Origin of the sequence: Haloplanus natans DSM 17983, assembly GCF_000427685.1 — an archaeon.
GTDB classification, from domain to species: domain Archaea; phylum Halobacteriota; class Halobacteria; order Halobacteriales; family Haloferacaceae; genus Haloplanus; species Haloplanus natans.
The window spans coordinates 660426-675863 of sequence record NZ_KE386573.1 but is presented as its reverse complement, the minus strand read 5'-3'; the positions used below and the strand labels follow the sequence as shown (position 1 = coordinate 675863).

The window sequence follows — 15438 nt, the reverse complement described above, 5'->3', positions numbered from 1 at the left end:
GTATAGTAGCCTTTGTAAGTCATTGCACACCTGATCGAACGCAGTCTGGCGATCAGGTGTGCAAACAGTTCCAAACGCTACTATAACTCGCCACACGGCCACCGCGACGGCGCCGGTTACGAGCATCGCAACGTAAATAATCCCCGGGCGTCTCGAAGTGCTTGATTGCGGGAGTCACCGCGATAAAAACTACTGCCCTACAGAACAATGGCCGATATCAAAGCGGTCGTCCGAGCCCGGCATCCCGACATAGTGCTCACGGAGACCGTCGCTCACGACCGAACTGCGAACGTCAAGTCGGTGTCGGAGGCGGGAACGGACCCGACATCGGGGAAATTCTTCTATCATATAAAGTCTTCGGATTTTTCCCGGTTCGAAGACGGGTTACGAGAGGATCGGACCGTCGGCGAGTTCGAACGAGTCATCGAAACCAGAGACGAGAGGGCGATCTACAGCTTCGAGTATACCGACGAAGCGAAGCTCCTCTCGCCGGTGATTTCGGCCGCCAATGGCGTCATCCTCGACATGGAAAACGATGGACGCGCGTGGGTGCTGACGGTGTGGATACCCGAGCGAACCGATCTGGTCCACCTCTGGGACTACGCACAACAGCACGACATCGACATCGAGTTACTGCGCGTAAACGAGTACGCCAGTTTGGGTGAGACGGATGCCGGGTTGACCGATAGCCAGCGGGAAGCGCTGCTCGTCGCGTGCGAGATGGGCTATTTCGAAGAGCCACGGAACGCGACGCTCGGCGATGTCGCCGCCGAGTTGGGTATCTCTCAGCCCGCGGCCAGTGGCCTCCTTCGACGCGGGATCAAGCGACTCGTCGTCTCGTCTCTGATGGACGACGGCCGATCGGAGTGACCGACGGCGACGGCGTGCAGTGGCGACGGGGGCGCGACCGTCGGGCGTGCCGTGCCGAACGAACGCGTTTATCAGCCGGCGGAAATTGGCAGGATGCATGGCCTCGGGGATTCACGTGCAGTTGGAACTCCGCGGCGTGGCCGACTGTCTCGCGGCCGCACTGGGCGAGGCGGCGTCGATCGATTCCGTTACGGTCGACCGCCACGCGTCGGGCAGTACCTGCGGTCGGCACTGGAGGAAAACGGTGTGGAGGACGACCACGTCGAGGCCATCATGGCCGAGGTGGTCGCACTCGAGCAGCCGGTGCTGGGCCGTTAATCGTCGAGTCGCTCGCGAAGCAGGCCGTTGACGGCGGCGGGGTCGGCGCTTCCGCCCGTCTTACTCATGACCTGCCCGACGAGGAAGTTGAGGGCGCCGCCCTCGCCAGCGTGGTAATCCTCGACGGCGTCGGGGTTTTCATCGATGGCCGCCTCGACGGCGGATTCGACGGCGTCGTCGCCCGCCTTCCCCAGACCCTCGCGCTCGACCACCTCGTCCGGACGCAGTCCTTCGTCGAGCATCGCCCGCAGGACCACCTCGCGGGCGTTTTTTTCGGTTATCTCGTCCGCGGCGACGAGTTCGATCAGGCGGGCGAACTCGTCGAGGCGATCCGTCACGTCGGTGATCCGCATGTCGCGGTAGTTGAGTTCGCCCAGCAGGTCGTCGGCCACCCACGTCGCCGCAAGATCGGGATCGAAGCGGTCGGCCACGTCCTCGAAGAAGTCCGCCACTTCCTTCGTCGACGTGAGCTTCGACGCCGCCTCGGTATCGAGGCCGTACGCCTCGCGGAAGCGCTCGCGGCGGGCGTCGGGGAGTTCGGGGATGGGGATGCGCTCTTTCCAGTCGGCCACCTGTAGCGGCGGGAGGTCGGCCTCCCGGAAGTAGCGGTAGTCCTTCTCCTCTTCTTTCGACCGCATGGAGACGGTGATGCCCCGCGACTCGTCCCAGTGACGGGTCTCCTGTTCGACCTCGCGGCCGCGCTTCACCGCGTTCTTCTGGCGGGTCACCTCGTAGGCCAGCGCCTTCTCCGCCCCCTTGTGACTGGAGATGTTTTTCACCTCCGTCCGGTTGGCCGCGGCGAGGGTCGAGTCGTCGACGACGCCGTCGTCGTCCATCTCGTCGGCGGGGACGAGGGAGATGTTGGCGTCGATGCGGAGGCTGCCGTCGCGCGAGGCGTCGAAGACGCCGAGATACTCGAGTACTTCCTCCAGTTTGGCGAGAAACGCCCGCACCTCGCCGGGACCGCGGAAGTCCGGGTCGGTGACGATCTCCATCAGCGGCGTGCCCGCGCGGTTGTAGTCGACCAGCGTGTGACTGGCCGTCTCGATGTTGCCGCCTTCGTGCTGGAGGCTCCCCGGGTCCTCTTCGAGGTGGGCGCGACCGATGCCGATGTCGCGGCGCTCGCCCTCGACGCCCACTTCGAGCGAGCCGTCGGCACAGATCGGCGCGTCGTACTGCGTGATCTGGAAGTTCTTCGGCAGGTCGGGGTAGTAGTAGTTCTTCCGGTGGAAGCGGGTGTCCTCGGCCACCTCGGCGTCGAGTGCCTTCCCGATCTTGACCGCCGCCTCGACGGCCGCCTCGTTGAGCACGGGAAGCGCCCCCGGCAAGCCGAGACAGACCGGGCAGGTCCGGGTGTTCGGTTCCTCGTCCTCGGCCGGTTCGGTCGAACAGCCACAGAAGATCTTCGTGTCGGTTTCGAGCTGGACGTGGACCTCCAGCCCGATGACGACCGCGAGATCACGTTGCTGGAGCGCCTGCGCAGTCATTACGCGGGCTTATACGGCCGGTGGCTAAAGGCTAACGGGACTGGGTGTCGTCCCACGTCACTTCCTCCACCTGCTCCGTCTCGCGCAGGATGAACGGGCCGATGGAGAGGGTGTGTTTCGTCACCGTCGCGATCCGAAGGACGTAGGCGAACAGGACGAGGAAAGGCAGGATCGCCACCGTCGACGTGAAGGCGACCACGGGAACGAGACCCAGCGACTGGGCCGTGGCGCCCGTGCGGTCGAAGAAGGCGACCATGCAGATCGTCACGAGGAGCGCGGGGAGGGCGGCCGCGAGGATGCCCCGCGAGAGATTGATGAGCTCCCACTGAAAGTACAGTGTTTTGAAGTGTTCGCGTGCCGGCCCGAACAGTTCGAGCGTATCGACCAGCGAGTCGAGCGCCGCCTCGGCGTCGTCGTCGAGAGCGTCGTGATCCGCGCGGATGCGCTGGGCGGTGAATATCTTCCACGAGTAATTGAAGTTCAGTGCCGCCGAGAGCACGTCGAACTCGCCGAACTGCGCGCCGTCGAGGTCGTCGGTGACGCTCTCGGCGTTCCCGATCAGACTCCCCGTGAGGTCCGTGACCGCCGCGTGGGCGGGGTGGCCTTCGTCCACGGCGTCCCGAAGGTTGGCGGCACGCCGACCGGCCATCTGCACGAGCGCCCGCAGGAACTGCGAGGGCCGGGCGGGACTGACCGGCGCCTCGATGAGTTCGGCGGCATCCTCGCGAAATTCGAGGGCGCCCGCCATCCGCTCGCGCTGGTCGCCTACCGCGCCGAGTTCCTGCGAGAGCACGAGCTGGTTCAGCGTCAACACCAGCGTGACGCCGGTGATGGTGGCGGTGAGGAAGCCCTGAAAGAGCGTGTCGATCGAGTCGGTGGTGCGGAGCGTATTCTCGGCGGCCGGGAGGGACACCCCCACCGCGACCAACACCGCAACCACCACGAGGAACAGCCCCGCGACGACGAGACGACGGTCGGCCTCGAGCAGCAACCAGAGCTTCGTTCGGCTCTCGGCGGCGCGGGCGCGCAACCGATCGCTCGGTTGGGCGTCGTCCCCGTCGACGTCGGTCATGTGCTGTCTGGATCGGGGCGACGCAAAAACCTCCCGACGACCACTTCGACCGCAGATATAGGTTCTCGGGCCACGGGGGGCCACTATGGACTTCGACGCGCCACCCGAACACGCGCTGATCCGGTCGAGGGCCGAGGCGTCGCGTCCGAGTACGGCCCCGAGTACTGGCGCGAGCGTCTCGTCGCTCCAAGCCCTCGCCGTCTGGTGGAACCGATGCCGGAGTTAACGCGACCCCACATGGCGGGTGAAGTTTAATACAGAAACCCGAGCGTACGATAACCGCCATGGAGACACAATCGCTCTCCGCCCTCACCCCGTCCGAACGGGCGGTCGTTTTGGACCGAGACGCCGGAATCGATGAAATCCGCGACGACGTGCGGGCCATCGTCGAGGAGGTTCGGACCGACGGCGACGACGCGCTTCGTGAGTTCAGTCGCAAGTTCGACGGCGTCGATGTCGACGAATTCGACATCACGAATGCGACCGAACGGGCGGCGTCGAACGTCGATCCGGAGATACGCGAGGCCATCGAGGCGGCCGCAGAGCGAATCCGGGCGTTCCACGAGCGTCAGGTTCGGACCGACTGGACCGACTCGTTCGACGGATCGATTCTCGGCCGCCAGTTTCGACCGATTCGGCGCGTCGGGGCGTACGTTCCCGGCGGCAGTGCGGCGTACCCCTCGACGGCACTCATGACCGTCGTCCCCGCGAAAGTGGCGGGCGTCGAGGAAGTCGTCGTGGTGACGCCGCCGGCGGACGAACTGAACCCGGTGACGCTCGCGGCTATCGGACTCGCCGGTGCCGACGAAGTGTACGGCGTCGGCGGGGCTCAGGCCATCGGGGCGCTCGCTCACGGGACGGGGACGATACCGGCCGTCGAAAAGATCGTCGGACCGGGGAATCGATGGGTCGCCGCGGCGAAAGCCGAGGTCAGAGGTGACGTGGCGATCGACATGATAGCCGGGCCGACGGAGGTGTTAGTCGTCGCCGACGGGACGGCGACCCCCCGTTACGTCGCCGCGGAACTCGTCGGGCAGGCCGAACACGACCCCCACTCGTCGGCCGTCGCGGTGACGCCGGACGAAACGCTCGCTCAGGATGTCGTCGCGGAAGTCGAGCGCCAAGCCCCGGAACGTGACCGGACGGACGTCATCGAGGAGGCGTTAGCAAACGAGAGTAGCGGCGTCTTCGTCGCCGATTCGATGGCCGACGCCACGGCGTTCGCCGAGGAGTACGCCGTCGAACACCTTGTGGTGATGACCGCAGACGACGACGAGACGCTCGACCACATCGACAGCGCCGGGAGCGTCTTCGTCGGCGAGTACAGTCCCGTCGCCGCCGGCGACTACGCCAGTGGCACGAACCACGTCCTGCCGACATCGCAGTCCGCCAGGACGACGGGCGGCCTCTCGGTGGACAGTTTCGTCCGTTCACGAACGGTCCAGCGACTCGACGGCGACGTACTCGATTCGATTTCCGACACCATCGTCACGCTGGCCGAACTGGAGGGCCTCGAGGCTCACGCCGAAAGCGTCCGCACCCGCTTCGAGTGACGACTCCGTGTCGCCCCGGTCCGCCGGAGAACGGCCCCACCCTCCATTCGGTGTCACTGAATTATTACGCTCTGGAGCAAGCCCCAGTGTATGATCGGACTGGATCAGTTCCGACTCGACGGAGAGACGGCAATCGTCACGGGCGCGAGCCGCGGCATCGGCCGCGCACTCGCGGAAGCGCTGGCGGAAGCGGGCGCGAACGTGTGCGTCGTGAGCAGAAGCGAAGCCGACGGGCAACGGGCAGCGGACGAGATCGCGGATGCGACGGGCGTCGAAACGCTGGCCGTCCGGGCGGACGTCACCGACGAGAGCGCCGTCGAGGCGATGGTCGAAGCGACGCTCGACACGTTCGGCGCTATCGACGTACTGGTGAACAACGCCGGCATCGCCCGCACGGCACCGGCCCACGAGATGTCGCTGGAGACGTGGAACGAGGTCCTCCGGACGAACCTGACGGGCGTGTTCCTCTGTACGAAACACGCCGGACGGGCGATGATAGAGGGCGACGGCGGCAACGTCATCAACATGGCCTCGATGTCCGCTTTCGTCGCCAACTACCCGCAGGAGGAGGTCGTCTACCACGCCTCGAAGGGCGGCGTCGTCTCCTTCACGCGGCAACTCGCCTCCGAATGGGCCGGATACGACATCCGGGCGAACGCGCTCGCGCCGGGGTACATCCGGACCGAGATGATAGACGAACTGCTCGCCGAGAACCCCGACATGGAGGAGGCGTGGCTGTCGGAGATGCTCATGGAAGAGATGGCCCCGCCCGAGGACCTCGGGGGAACCGTCGTCTATCTCGCGTCGGAGGCGTCGTCCTACATGACAGGCGAGACGATAGTCATCGACGGCGGCTACACCGTCAGATGAGCGCCGGTCGTGTTCCCGTTCGGCCCCGTCGCTTCCGACGGCAGTCGCATATATCGCCCTCCGTACCCCGGAATAGCTTGATGACCCCGTCGTCGAGAACACCGTGTATGGACGACTCGTTTCCGGAGGGTCCGGCGTGACCCGTACGTTCAACGCTCCGAGCGCGTACGTTCAGGGACGCGACGTTCTCGACGACGTCGGGACGCACCTCCCGTTCGAGGGCGATAGGGCGGTCCTGATAGCCGACGAAACGGTGATGAACATCGTCGCCGACCCACTCGTCGCGAGCCTCGACGCCGAGGGATTCTCCGTCGACCACGTCACGTTTCGGGGGTCGTGTACGCCCGCCGAAATCGACCGCATCGCGGCGCACGCTCGCGATGTGGACGTCGTCGTCGGCGCCGGCGGCGGCCGCGCACTCGACACGGCGAAGGCCGTCCGGAGCGACGTCGGTGCCCGACTGGTCACGGTCCCGACCATCGCCTCGACGGACGCACCGACGAGCAGTCTCTCGGTACTCTACACGGAAGACGACGAGTTCGACGACTTTCGGTTCCACGGCGTGAACCCCGACCTCGTGGTGGTCGACACCGCAGTCGTCGCCGGCGCTCCGACGCGCTTTCTCCGGTCGGGGATGGCCGACGCCGTCGCGACGTGGTTCGAAGCGGACGCGGCGTATCGGGCCGACGCCACGAACGTCTTCGACGGCCGCTCGACACGAACCGCCCACGCCATCGCACGGACGTGTTACGACACGATTCGGGAACACGGCCGCGGAGCCGTTGCCGCCGTCGAACGCGACGCCGTCACGGAGAGCGTCGACGCCGTCGTCGAGGCCAACACGCTCATGAGCGGACTCGGCTTCGAGAGCGGGGGGCTCGCGGCCGCCCACTCCGTTCACGACGGCCTCACGCGCGTCGAACCCACACACCACGCGACCCACGGCGAGAAGGTCAACGTCGGAACGCTCACGCAACTCGTCCTCGAAGGCCGTGAGACCCACACGATTCACGAGTTGATCGACTTCTCGCTCGACGTGGGGCTACCGGTGACGTTGGCCGACGTTGGCCTCGATGCGCCGACGGACGACCAACTGCGAACGATTGCGGAGGCGACGTGCGAACCGTTCGAGACGATTCACAACGAACCGTTCGAGGTGACGCCCGCCGCGGTGAGAGACGCACTCGTGACTGTGGACGAACTCGCACGGAAGCGAAAGCGTCGAGACGAGCGTCGTTGACGCCCGGACCCGTCGGCTGCTATCCCGCCGACGGAGGCCTCTCCGACACGAAAAGGTCGTCCGCTCGCCGTTCGGCTAGGCCTGCATCATCTCGCTGACCTTGCTTTCCCACTTGGATTGGTACTCGACGACGAGATCGAGCGGCACGGTTATCATCCGGTTGAACTGCTCTTCGCTGGTGGGGAAGGCGACTGACTCCTTCATCCAGCCGGGGATCTCCGCCTCGGGGTGAAGCGGTGCGACACCGAGGTTCTCGGCCCACGGGCCGAGGTTCTTGGCGGCGGCGGCGGTGTTGATGAACTTCTGTCCCCAGTAGACGTACTTCTCGTCCTGGTTCGTGGGGATCCACATCGTGTCGCGGCCCGCCCGTGCGCCTTCCTCGGGGATGGTGTACTCGACGGGTGCGCCCTCGTCTTGGGCGTTGATGATGTTCGCCGGAAGCATCACGGCCATCGAAACTTCGCCCTGCCGGAGGTTCTGCGTGAGGTGGGAGTCGTCGCCGATCGTCCCGACGTTCGGTTTGAGCGCCTGATATTTGTCCCAGACGGGCTGCATCTCCTCGACGGGGCCCATCTCCGTTCCAGTCATCTTGGCGACGACCGGCGTCACGCCGTGGCCGCCGGGGTACAGACCGATGGAACTCTCCCACTGGTCTTCCCACCAGACGTTCCACGATTTGGGTTCGCTCGTCACCTGATCGGTGTTGTACGTCAGCGCGTAGGTGTACGAGTAGAGGTTGACGAACGGCCACTCGGCGCCTTCGACCTGCGGTTTGCTCGCACCCAACAACCCTTGCACGTTCGGGACGATTTCGGGGTTCAACGGCTCCATCAGCCCCATCCGATAGGAGCGATAGCTGGTCTTCTCCAGCGACCAGTTGACGTTGACCGGGGGTTTGCGGTTCTGCTGGATGGCCGTCCGAATCTTCCCCTGCATCTCCTCTTCGGTCGAGTTGTCGAACTCGACGTTGATGCCCGTCGCCTCGGTGAACGGTTTGGCGACGTACTGTTGAAGGTTGTCCTGCCACGCACCACCCCACGCACGTACCGTGATGCTGTTCGGCTTTTGCGGCGTCGAGTTCGCCTCGCCCGTCGACGTACCGCCGGAACCGCCACCGGAACCGCCACCCGACCCGCCGCCGGAACAGCCCGCGAGTCCGGCGACGGTCGTCGCACCGACGGTTGCGAGAAACCGCCTACGTGAGCGTTTCGATAGCCTCTTCGACCCGTTTGGTTTGGTATCTCTTGTCATGTGTAGGTAGTTCATACGGAGACGAGTGGTTACGTCCCTACCCTCCATATGTGGTCGGATTTATATACACTCGTGGTACGGGAGCAATCGGCCTCTCGCTCCTGTAACATCGAGATTCATCGGATGATGTGTGGAAAACAGTATGGATTGCGCTAAAAATCTCCCGAAAATCGTGTGATTAGCTGACTCGGCGTCCCTATTGAAGCGGTTCGTCGAGGGCGTCTTCGACGGCGTCCAACAGGCGGTCGGACGTGATCAGTTCGGTGGCAGCGTCGATGTCGACGTGGATCGGTCGGTCCGCATCGAGATGCGGGACCTCCTCGCGGACGCACTCGTACGCCGCCTTCGTGCCGACACCGGGGGTGTACGACTCCACGAAATCGAGCGCCTGGACCGCACACACGAGTTCGGACGCGACGACGCGCGTCGTCCGTTCGACGGCGTCACTGGCGCGCAGCGCGCTCTGTGCGCTCATGCTCACATGGTCCTCCTGGTTGCCGCTCACGACCGCGCTGTCCATCGACGGCCGGCCCTCCGAACGGTTCGTACTCACGAGGTCCGCCGCGACGTACTGTGCGATCATGTAGCCGGACTGGAGGCCGGCGTCGGCGGTGAGAAACGGCGGCAGATGGTCTTCCTGCACGTTCGGATTGAGGAGACGGTCGAGACGGCGTTCGCTAATCGCCGCGAGTTCGGTCATCGCACTCGTCACGTAATCGAGGGGGAGCGCCAGCGGTTCGCCGTGAAAGTTGCCACCGGACACGACCGCCGATTCGTCGGTCCCGCTGGCCCGCGGGTCGATGTGGTCCGCGTCGAAGACGAGGGGATTGTCGGTCGCACTGTTCAACTCCACCGAGACGACGTCCCGCAGGTGACGAACCGCGTCGCGGACGGCCCCGTGGACCTGCGGGAGACAGCGAATCGAGTAGGCGTCCTGCACTCGGTCACAGTTTCGGTGTGACTGGACGATTTCGGAGTGTTCGGTGAGAGCCAACACGTTCTCGGCCGCTTCACGGTGCCCTCGGTGGGGGCGCACGTCGTTGATGCGCGGGTGCGACGACGCGGTCGTACTCTTCGCCACCTCGGTCGTCATCGCGCCCGCGACGTCCGCGGCGCGGAAGGCGCGTTCGGCGTCGAGCACCGCGAGTGCGGCGAGACTGACGGTGAGTTGCGTGCCGTTGATGAGCGCCAGTCCCTCCTTGGCGCGGAGGTCGAGGGGTTCGAGTCCCGCCCGTTCGAGGGCCACCGCCCCGTCCAGTCGCTCGCCGTCGACGAGGGCCTCCCCCTCGCCGACGAGGACGAGCGTCATGTGTGCGAGCGGTGCCAGATCACCGCTCGCGCCGAGACTCCCTTTCGACCGCACGAGCGGGTGGACGCCCTCGTTGAGCATCCCGACGAGCAAGTCGACGACGCGTTCCCGTACGCCCGAGTACCCCTTCACGAGGGCGTTGAGGCGCGTCGTCATCATCGCGCGGACGACGTCCTCGGGGAGGGACTCGCCCGCTCCCGCCGCGTGACTGCGGATGAGGTTCCGCTGAATCGCCTCGATCTGATCCCTGGGAATGCGTTCCTGGACGAGTTCGCCGAAGCCCGTGTTGACGCCGTAGACGGGTTCGTCGGTTTCGAGGATGTCTTCGATTCGCCGGCGCGACTCGCGGACCGCCTCGCGGGCGTCTTCCGGGACGGTCACGGACGCACCCCCTCGGGCGACGGCCTCGACGTCCTCGACGGACAGCGTCTCGCCGTCGACGGCGACGTCACGCACGGTGAACCACCTCCCCCCCCTTGAGGACGGTTTCGGTCGTTCGCACGCCCGCGTTGTACGGGACGTACTCGAATCGCGGGGCGTCCGCGACGACGACGTCGCCGGGAGCGCCCTTCCGGAGCGTCCCCGTCCCGTCGTCGAGCGCCAGTGCGGCGGCGGCGTGGTGGGTCGCCCCACGGAGCGCCGCTGCCGGCGTCATCCGCATCCCGTTGCACGCGAGCGCCATTGCGAACTCCATGCTCTGTGAGTAGCAGTTGGGGTTGAAATCAGTCGCGAGTGCGACCCGACTGCCGGCCGTCCCGAATGGGGCCGGGTCCGCGTAGGCCGTCCCGAGGGTGAACGCCGTTCCCGGGAGCAACACGGGCGTCACGTCGGCCGCTGCCATCGCCGCCGCGTCTTCGGCCGTCGCCCGCAGGAGGTGGTCGGCGCTCACCGCGCCGAGGTCCGCGGCCAGTTGCGCGCCGCCCAGGCGTTCGAACTCCTCGGCGTGAATCTTCGGCGCGAGGCCGTACTCGAGTCCCGCTTCGAGGACGCGACGGGACTGTTCGCGCGTGAACGCCCCCTCGTCGCAGAAGACGTCACAGAAGACGGCGAGGTCGGCGTCGGCGACGGCGGGTATCTGTTCGTGGACGACCTCGTCGACGTACTCGTCGGGGTCGGTCCCCTCGGGGACGGCGTGGGCCCCCAGAAACGTCGGCACCAGGTCGAGGGGGTGGCGTTCGTCCGCTCGGGCGACGGCTTCGAGCAGCCGACGCTCCGACTCGACGGAGAGGCCGTACCCCGATTTCACCTCCGCCGTCGTCGTGCCGTGCGCCAGCATCACGTCGAGGTGGTCCAGAAGGGTGTCGGTGAGTTCCGCGAGTGACGCCTCCCGAACCGCCCGAACCGTCGAGAAGATGCCGCCGCCTTCGGCCTGAATCGTCTGATAGCTCTTGCCCGCGAGCTTCGCGGCGAACTCGTCGACGCGTTCGCCCGCGAAGACGGCGTGGGTGTGTGGGTCGACGTAGCCCGGAAGCACGGTCTTCCCCGTCGCGTCGACGGCCGTCTCGGCCGTCTCGGCGGGGTACTCCCGCGTCACCTCCGCCGTCGATCCGACGGCGACGACGGTGCCGTCCTCGATGGCGACGGCCCCGTCTTCGACGGTGTCGACGCCGGATTCGTCTACCCGGACGAGTTGCCGTGCGCCGTGAACGACGGTCGTTTTCGTCATCGCCGTCTCCGCCGGCCGACGGCCGAAGCGCGAGTGTTCGGTCGGGTCATTCTTCACGCATGGGGATGTGGACGTTCGAACGCGCCGCTTCCTCGATGGCGGCCTCGTATCCGGCGTCGGCGTGGCGGACGACGCCCATTCCAGGGTCCGTCGTGAAGACGCGTTTTGCGGTCTCGGCGGCCTGGGCCGTCCCGTCGAGGACGACGTGGTTGTTCGTGTGCAGGGAGTTGCCGATGCCGACGCCGCCCCCGTCGTGGACGCTGACGATGTCGGCTCCGGCCGCACAGTTCAAGAGCGCGTTCAGGATGGGCCAGTCGGCAACGGCGTCGGACCCGTCGCGCATCGCCTCGGTCTCGCGGTTGGGCGAGGCGACGGACCCGGCGTCGAGGTGGTCGCGGGTCACGACGATGGGTGCCGAAATCTCGCCGTCACGCACGAGTTCGTTGATGCGGAGGGCGAACTGCGCGCGTTCCGTGATCCCTTCCTCGTTGGTTTCGTAACCGAGCCAACAGACCCGAGCGGGGAGGCCCTGGAATTCGACCTGCTTTTGAGCGAGTTCTATCCAGCGGACCAGCCGGTCTTTCTCCGGGAACAGTTCCTTGATCGCCTCGTCCGTTCGGTGGATGTCGGCCTCGTCGCCGGACAGTGCGAGCCAGCGGAACGGCCCCTGCCCACGACAGAACATGGGCCGGATGTACGCGGGGACGAACCCCGGAAAATCGAAGGGGTCGCGTTCGTCCCCCGGCGTGCCAGTGAGCGCCCACGGGGCGTCCGGATCGCGGTACTCTTTGACCTGTCCCCGGATGTTGTTGCCGTACTCGAAGGCGATCGCGCCGCGCTCTTGCAGTTCGAGGATGCCGTCAACGACTCGCTCCATCGTTTCGAGGCTCGCTTCGAGGTAGGCATCGGGGTCCGACTCCCGGAGTTCCTCGGCTTCCGCCATCGTGTATCCGCTCGGGATGTAGCCTTCGAGGGCGTCGTGTGCGGACGTCTGGTCCGTCACCACGTCGGGGACGAACTCGCGTTCGAGGAGCGCCTCGTAGAACTCCGCGGCGTTCATGTGGACGCCGACGCTGTACGGTTCGCCGGCTTCGGCGGCTTCCCTCGCTTTCCGAATCGCCTCGCCGACGTCGTCGGTCTTCTCCTGACAGTAGCCGGTTTCGAGGCGTCTGTCGATTCGGGCCTCGTCGACTTCGGCGGTGATGCAGACGCCGCGATTCATCGTCACCGCGAGCGGTTGTGCGCCGCCCATCCCGCCGAGCCCCGTCGTGACGACGACCCGCCCCTCGAGGGTGCCCTCAAAATGCTGGTTCGCACACTCCGCCAGCGTCTCGTAGGTTCCCTGAATGATGCCCTGCGTGCCGATGTAGGCCCACGACCCGGCGGTCATCTGCCCGTACATCATCAACCCCTCCGCTTCGAGTTCGTGGAAGTGGTCCCAGTCGTCCCACTTGCCGACGAGGTTCGAGTTGGCGATGAGGACGCGCGGCGACCGCTCGTGCGTTTTGAACCGGCCGACCGGCTTCCCACTCTGGACGAGGAGGGTCTCGTCGTCCTCCAACTCGAGGAGTTCGTCCGTGAGGGCGTCGTAGGCGTCCCAACTGCGCGCCGCACGACCCGTACCGCCGTAGACGACGAGACTCTCCGGGTCCTCCCCGACCTCCGGGTCGAGGTTGTTGTTCAGCAGTCTGTATGCGGCTTCCTGCCGCCATCCCTTCGCGTTCAGTTCCGTCCCTTCCGGTGCGCCGTCGAGGGCCTGCCAGCGCTCACTCGGGGTGTCGTCACGTGGATGGTGAAACATCTCTCGTCCGCTCCATTTGCGTCTCGTCACGATGAAGAGCGCACCCACATATGGCGAGGGATTTATATAATAATTCGCCGCGACACGCCGTGATTCGCCGTCGGAACGTCATCATATGGAGGGGGATATAAATACTACAACGTGCAACGGGTGTGTGAATAGATATCAATGTACGAGGCAACGCTTCGTATCGACCACACGAGTCCGTACGCGGACGTGACGATGAACCAGGACGTACGCGTCGAGATGTGGTGCAATCAGTACTGTGACCTCGTCTACGTGAGTGGGACCGACATCGAGGCACCGGTCGAGACGTTCCGTGACACCATCGGCATTCAGGAGATCGTCTACAAGGACGAAGAGGCGATTCTCATCACCGGTTCGTGTCTCCTCGATTTCCGTGACGACCTCCTCGAAGGCTATCTCCAACCGCACCAGTGTCTCTCGCTCCCACCGCTGACGTATCGAAACGGAGCGCTCTTCGCACGCGTCCTCGCGCTCACCGAAGAGCAACTCTCCCAGGTCTATCACGACATCAGCGACGACCACCGCGTCACCGTCGAGGCCAAACGCGAAATCAGTTCCATCACGCCCGACATTCCGATTCTCATGCTCGATTCCGCGCTGCCGAGTCTCTCGGACGGACAGAAACGCGCCCTCTCGTTGGCCGTCGAGGAGGGATATTACGAGATTCCACGAGAGGCGACCACCGGCGACATCGCGGCGGAGATGGACGTCTCCCGGCGGACGTTCGAGGAACATCTCCGACGGGCGGAAAACAAGATTATCAAGAACCTCCTGCGTTACTTCCTCACGTGAACTTAACTGCCCCCCCATGCGGAGGGTCGTGTTATGTGCCCTCAGGGCAAACAGGTGTCGACAGCAGACGATGGCGACCCACCAATTCGACGAAACCGTGACCGATTCATCCGACTCCGTCGTTCGTATCGACGGCGTGACGAAGGAGTACGGTTCGCTCTGTGCCGTCGACGACGTGACGATTCCGATAAACGACGGCGAGTTCATCACGATACTCGGACCGAGTGGTGCCGGCAAGACGACGCTCCTGCACATGATTGCCGGCTTCGAGAAGCCGACGACGGGCGAGATTTATATCAACGAGCAGCCGGTCTCCGACGAACCGCCGTACGAACGGGACATCGGCCTCGTCTTCCAGAGCCACGCGCTGTTCCCCCACATGACCGTCAAGGAGAACATCGCGTTCCCCCTGAAGATGCGGCGCGAGAGCGTCGAGAACATCGACCGGAAGGTCGAAGACGTGCTCGAACTCGTCCGCTTGCCCGTCGACTACGCCGACAAACCGGTCGACGCTCTCTCGGGCGGCCAACAGCAACGGGTCGCGTTCGCCCGCGCCATCGTCTACGAGCCCACGTTGTTGTTGCTCGACGAACCCCTGAGTTCGCTCGACAAGAAACTCCGCGAGGAGATGCGAGCGGAGCTGGCCCGCATCCACGAGGAGACCGAACTCACCATCGTCCACGTCACGCACAACCAGACGGAGGCGCTCTCGATGGCCGACCGAATCGCCGTCATCCGCGACGGCGGCCTCGAACAACTCGACCCCGTACAGGACCTGTATGCGTCCCCCGAAACGGCGTTCGTCGCCGACTTCATCGGGAACACCACGCTCCTCTACGGTACCGTGACGGACCGAACCGACGACACCGCCACCGTCGCCGTGGGCGACGGGACGATGCGGGTTTCCGCCGCCGCCGTCGAGGGGCACTCCGACGTCGTCGTCGCGATTCGCGCAGAACAGGTCGAACTCGACGCCGAGTGTGACAACACCTACGACGCGACGGTCGACCAGGTGTCCTTCGAGGGCGACCGGACGCAGTATCACGTCTCCATTCCCGAGTTCGAGCCAACGCTCCGCATCGTCGACCGGAGTTCCGACACGCAGGTCATCCACCAACGGGGTGACCCCGTCACCGTCGGGTGGGACATCGGTGACGCCTTGCTCTACCCCGACGAGTGAGC

Annotated in this window: 12 protein-coding genes; 6 read left to right on the top strand and 6 right to left on the bottom strand. The window is 65.3% G+C overall.

Going from position 1 to position 15438, the window contains the following annotated elements:
• Positions 1-207 precede the first annotated feature (207 nt).
• Positions 208-870: a helix-turn-helix domain-containing protein gene (locus HALNA_RS05840; protein ID WP_049935470.1), complete on the top strand. Its 663-nt coding sequence runs from the start codon at positions 208-210 to the stop codon at positions 868-870.
• A 314-nt stretch (positions 871-1184) separates the two neighbouring features.
• Here HALNA_RS05840 and gatB read toward each other — a convergent pair whose 3' ends face one another.
• Positions 1185-2675 carry an Asp-tRNA(Asn)/Glu-tRNA(Gln) amidotransferase subunit GatB gene (gene gatB, locus HALNA_RS05830; RefSeq protein WP_049935468.1) on the bottom strand — a complete coding sequence of 497 codons (1491 nt, stop codon included), beginning with the start codon at positions 2673-2675 and terminating at the stop codon, positions 1185-1187.
• Positions 2676-2706: 31 nt separating this feature from the next.
• Positions 2707-3747 carry a hypothetical protein gene (locus HALNA_RS05825; RefSeq protein WP_049935467.1) on the bottom strand — a complete coding sequence of 347 codons (1041 nt, stop codon included), beginning with the start codon at positions 3745-3747 and terminating at the stop codon, positions 2707-2709.
• Positions 3748-4031: 284 nt separating this feature from the next.
• Here HALNA_RS05825 and hisD point away from each other — a divergent pair, with 284 nt between their 5' ends.
• The 3 genes from hisD to HALNA_RS05810 all read left to right on the top strand — a co-directional run bounded on the left by hisD (position 4032) and on the right by HALNA_RS05810 (position 7410).
• On the top strand, positions 4032-5300 hold the full coding sequence (gene hisD, locus HALNA_RS05820) for a histidinol dehydrogenase (RefSeq protein ID WP_049935466.1): 1269 nt from the start codon (positions 4032-4034) through the stop codon (positions 5298-5300).
• A gap of 90 nt (positions 5301-5390) precedes the next feature.
• A complete protein-coding gene (locus HALNA_RS05815; RefSeq protein WP_049935465.1) occupies positions 5391-6170 on the top strand; it encodes an SDR family NAD(P)-dependent oxidoreductase in 780 nt (259 codons plus the stop codon).
• A 136-nt stretch (positions 6171-6306) separates the two neighbouring features.
• Entirely contained in the window at positions 6307-7410 is a 1104-nt protein-coding gene (locus tag HALNA_RS05810) for a glycerol dehydrogenase (RefSeq protein WP_049935464.1), read from the top strand.
• A gap of 75 nt (positions 7411-7485) precedes the next feature.
• On the opposite strand, the gene HALNA_RS05805 is transcribed toward HALNA_RS05810, so the two are convergent.
• The 4 genes from HALNA_RS05805 to hutU all read right to left on the bottom strand — a co-directional run bounded on the left by HALNA_RS05805 (position 7486) and on the right by hutU (position 13437).
• Positions 7486-8661, bottom strand: coding sequence for an extracellular solute-binding protein (locus HALNA_RS05805; RefSeq protein WP_049935463.1), 1176 nt, complete (start codon positions 8659-8661; stop codon positions 7486-7488).
• 196 nt (positions 8662-8857) lie between these two features.
• Positions 8858-10426 carry a histidine ammonia-lyase gene (gene hutH / locus HALNA_RS05800; protein WP_049935462.1) on the bottom strand — a complete coding sequence of 523 codons (1569 nt, stop codon included), beginning with the start codon at positions 10424-10426 and terminating at the stop codon, positions 8858-8860.
• Positions 10419-11636: an imidazolonepropionase gene (gene hutI, locus HALNA_RS05795; protein ID WP_049937982.1), complete on the bottom strand. Its 1218-nt coding sequence runs from the start codon at positions 11634-11636 to the stop codon at positions 10419-10421. The genes hutH and hutI overlap by 8 nt, the downstream gene beginning before the upstream one ends.
• 46 nt (positions 11637-11682) lie before the next feature.
• Complete coding sequence (gene hutU, locus HALNA_RS05790) at positions 11683-13437, bottom strand: urocanate hydratase (protein ID WP_049935461.1); 1755 nt, start codon at positions 13435-13437, stop codon at positions 11683-11685.
• A 168-nt stretch (positions 13438-13605) separates the two neighbouring features.
• On the opposite strand from hutU, the gene HALNA_RS05785 reads away from it, so the two are divergent.
• Both HALNA_RS05785 and HALNA_RS05780 read left to right on the top strand, forming a co-directional pair.
• The gene (locus tag HALNA_RS05785; protein ID WP_049935460.1) at positions 13606-14256 is read left to right on the top strand and encodes a helix-turn-helix domain-containing protein; all 651 of its coding nucleotides are present in this window, start codon (positions 13606-13608) and stop codon (positions 14254-14256) included.
• Between the two features lie 70 nt (positions 14257-14326).
• Positions 14327-15436 (top strand): ABC transporter ATP-binding protein, encoded by a 1110-nt coding sequence (locus tag HALNA_RS05780; RefSeq protein WP_245576003.1) that lies wholly within the window; start codon positions 14327-14329, stop codon positions 15434-15436.
• Positions 15437-15438: the final 2 nt, after the last annotated feature.

What these genes read in the sequence shown, in the direction of transcription:
- hutI (WP_049937982.1), bottom strand. Translation starts at nt 11,636, where the DNA reads ATGACGAAAACGACCGTCGTTCACGGCGCACGGCAACTCGTCCGGGTA.
- hutU (WP_049935461.1), bottom strand. Translation starts at nt 13,437, where the DNA reads ATGTTTCACCATCCACGTGACGACACCCCGAGTGAGCGCTGGCAGGCC.
- HALNA_RS05805 (WP_049935463.1), bottom strand. Translation starts at nt 8,661, where the DNA reads ATGACAAGAGATACCAAACCAAACGGGTCGAAGAGGCTATCGAAACGC.
- HALNA_RS05780 (WP_245576003.1), top strand. Translation starts at nt 14,327, where the DNA reads ATGGCGACCCACCAATTCGACGAAACCGTGACCGATTCATCCGACTCC.
- hisD (WP_049935466.1), top strand. Translation starts at nt 4,032, where the DNA reads ATGGAGACACAATCGCTCTCCGCCCTCACCCCGTCCGAACGGGCGGTC.
- HALNA_RS05815 (WP_049935465.1), top strand. Translation starts at nt 5,391, where the DNA reads ATGATCGGACTGGATCAGTTCCGACTCGACGGAGAGACGGCAATCGTC.
- HALNA_RS05825 (WP_049935467.1), bottom strand. Translation starts at nt 3,747, where the DNA reads ATGACCGACGTCGACGGGGACGACGCCCAACCGAGCGATCGGTTGCGC.
- HALNA_RS05840 (WP_049935470.1), top strand. Translation starts at nt 208, where the DNA reads ATGGCCGATATCAAAGCGGTCGTCCGAGCCCGGCATCCCGACATAGTG.
- gatB (WP_049935468.1), bottom strand. Translation starts at nt 2,675, where the DNA reads ATGACTGCGCAGGCGCTCCAGCAACGTGATCTCGCGGTCGTCATCGGG.
- HALNA_RS05785 (WP_049935460.1), top strand. Translation starts at nt 13,606, where the DNA reads ATGTACGAGGCAACGCTTCGTATCGACCACACGAGTCCGTACGCGGAC.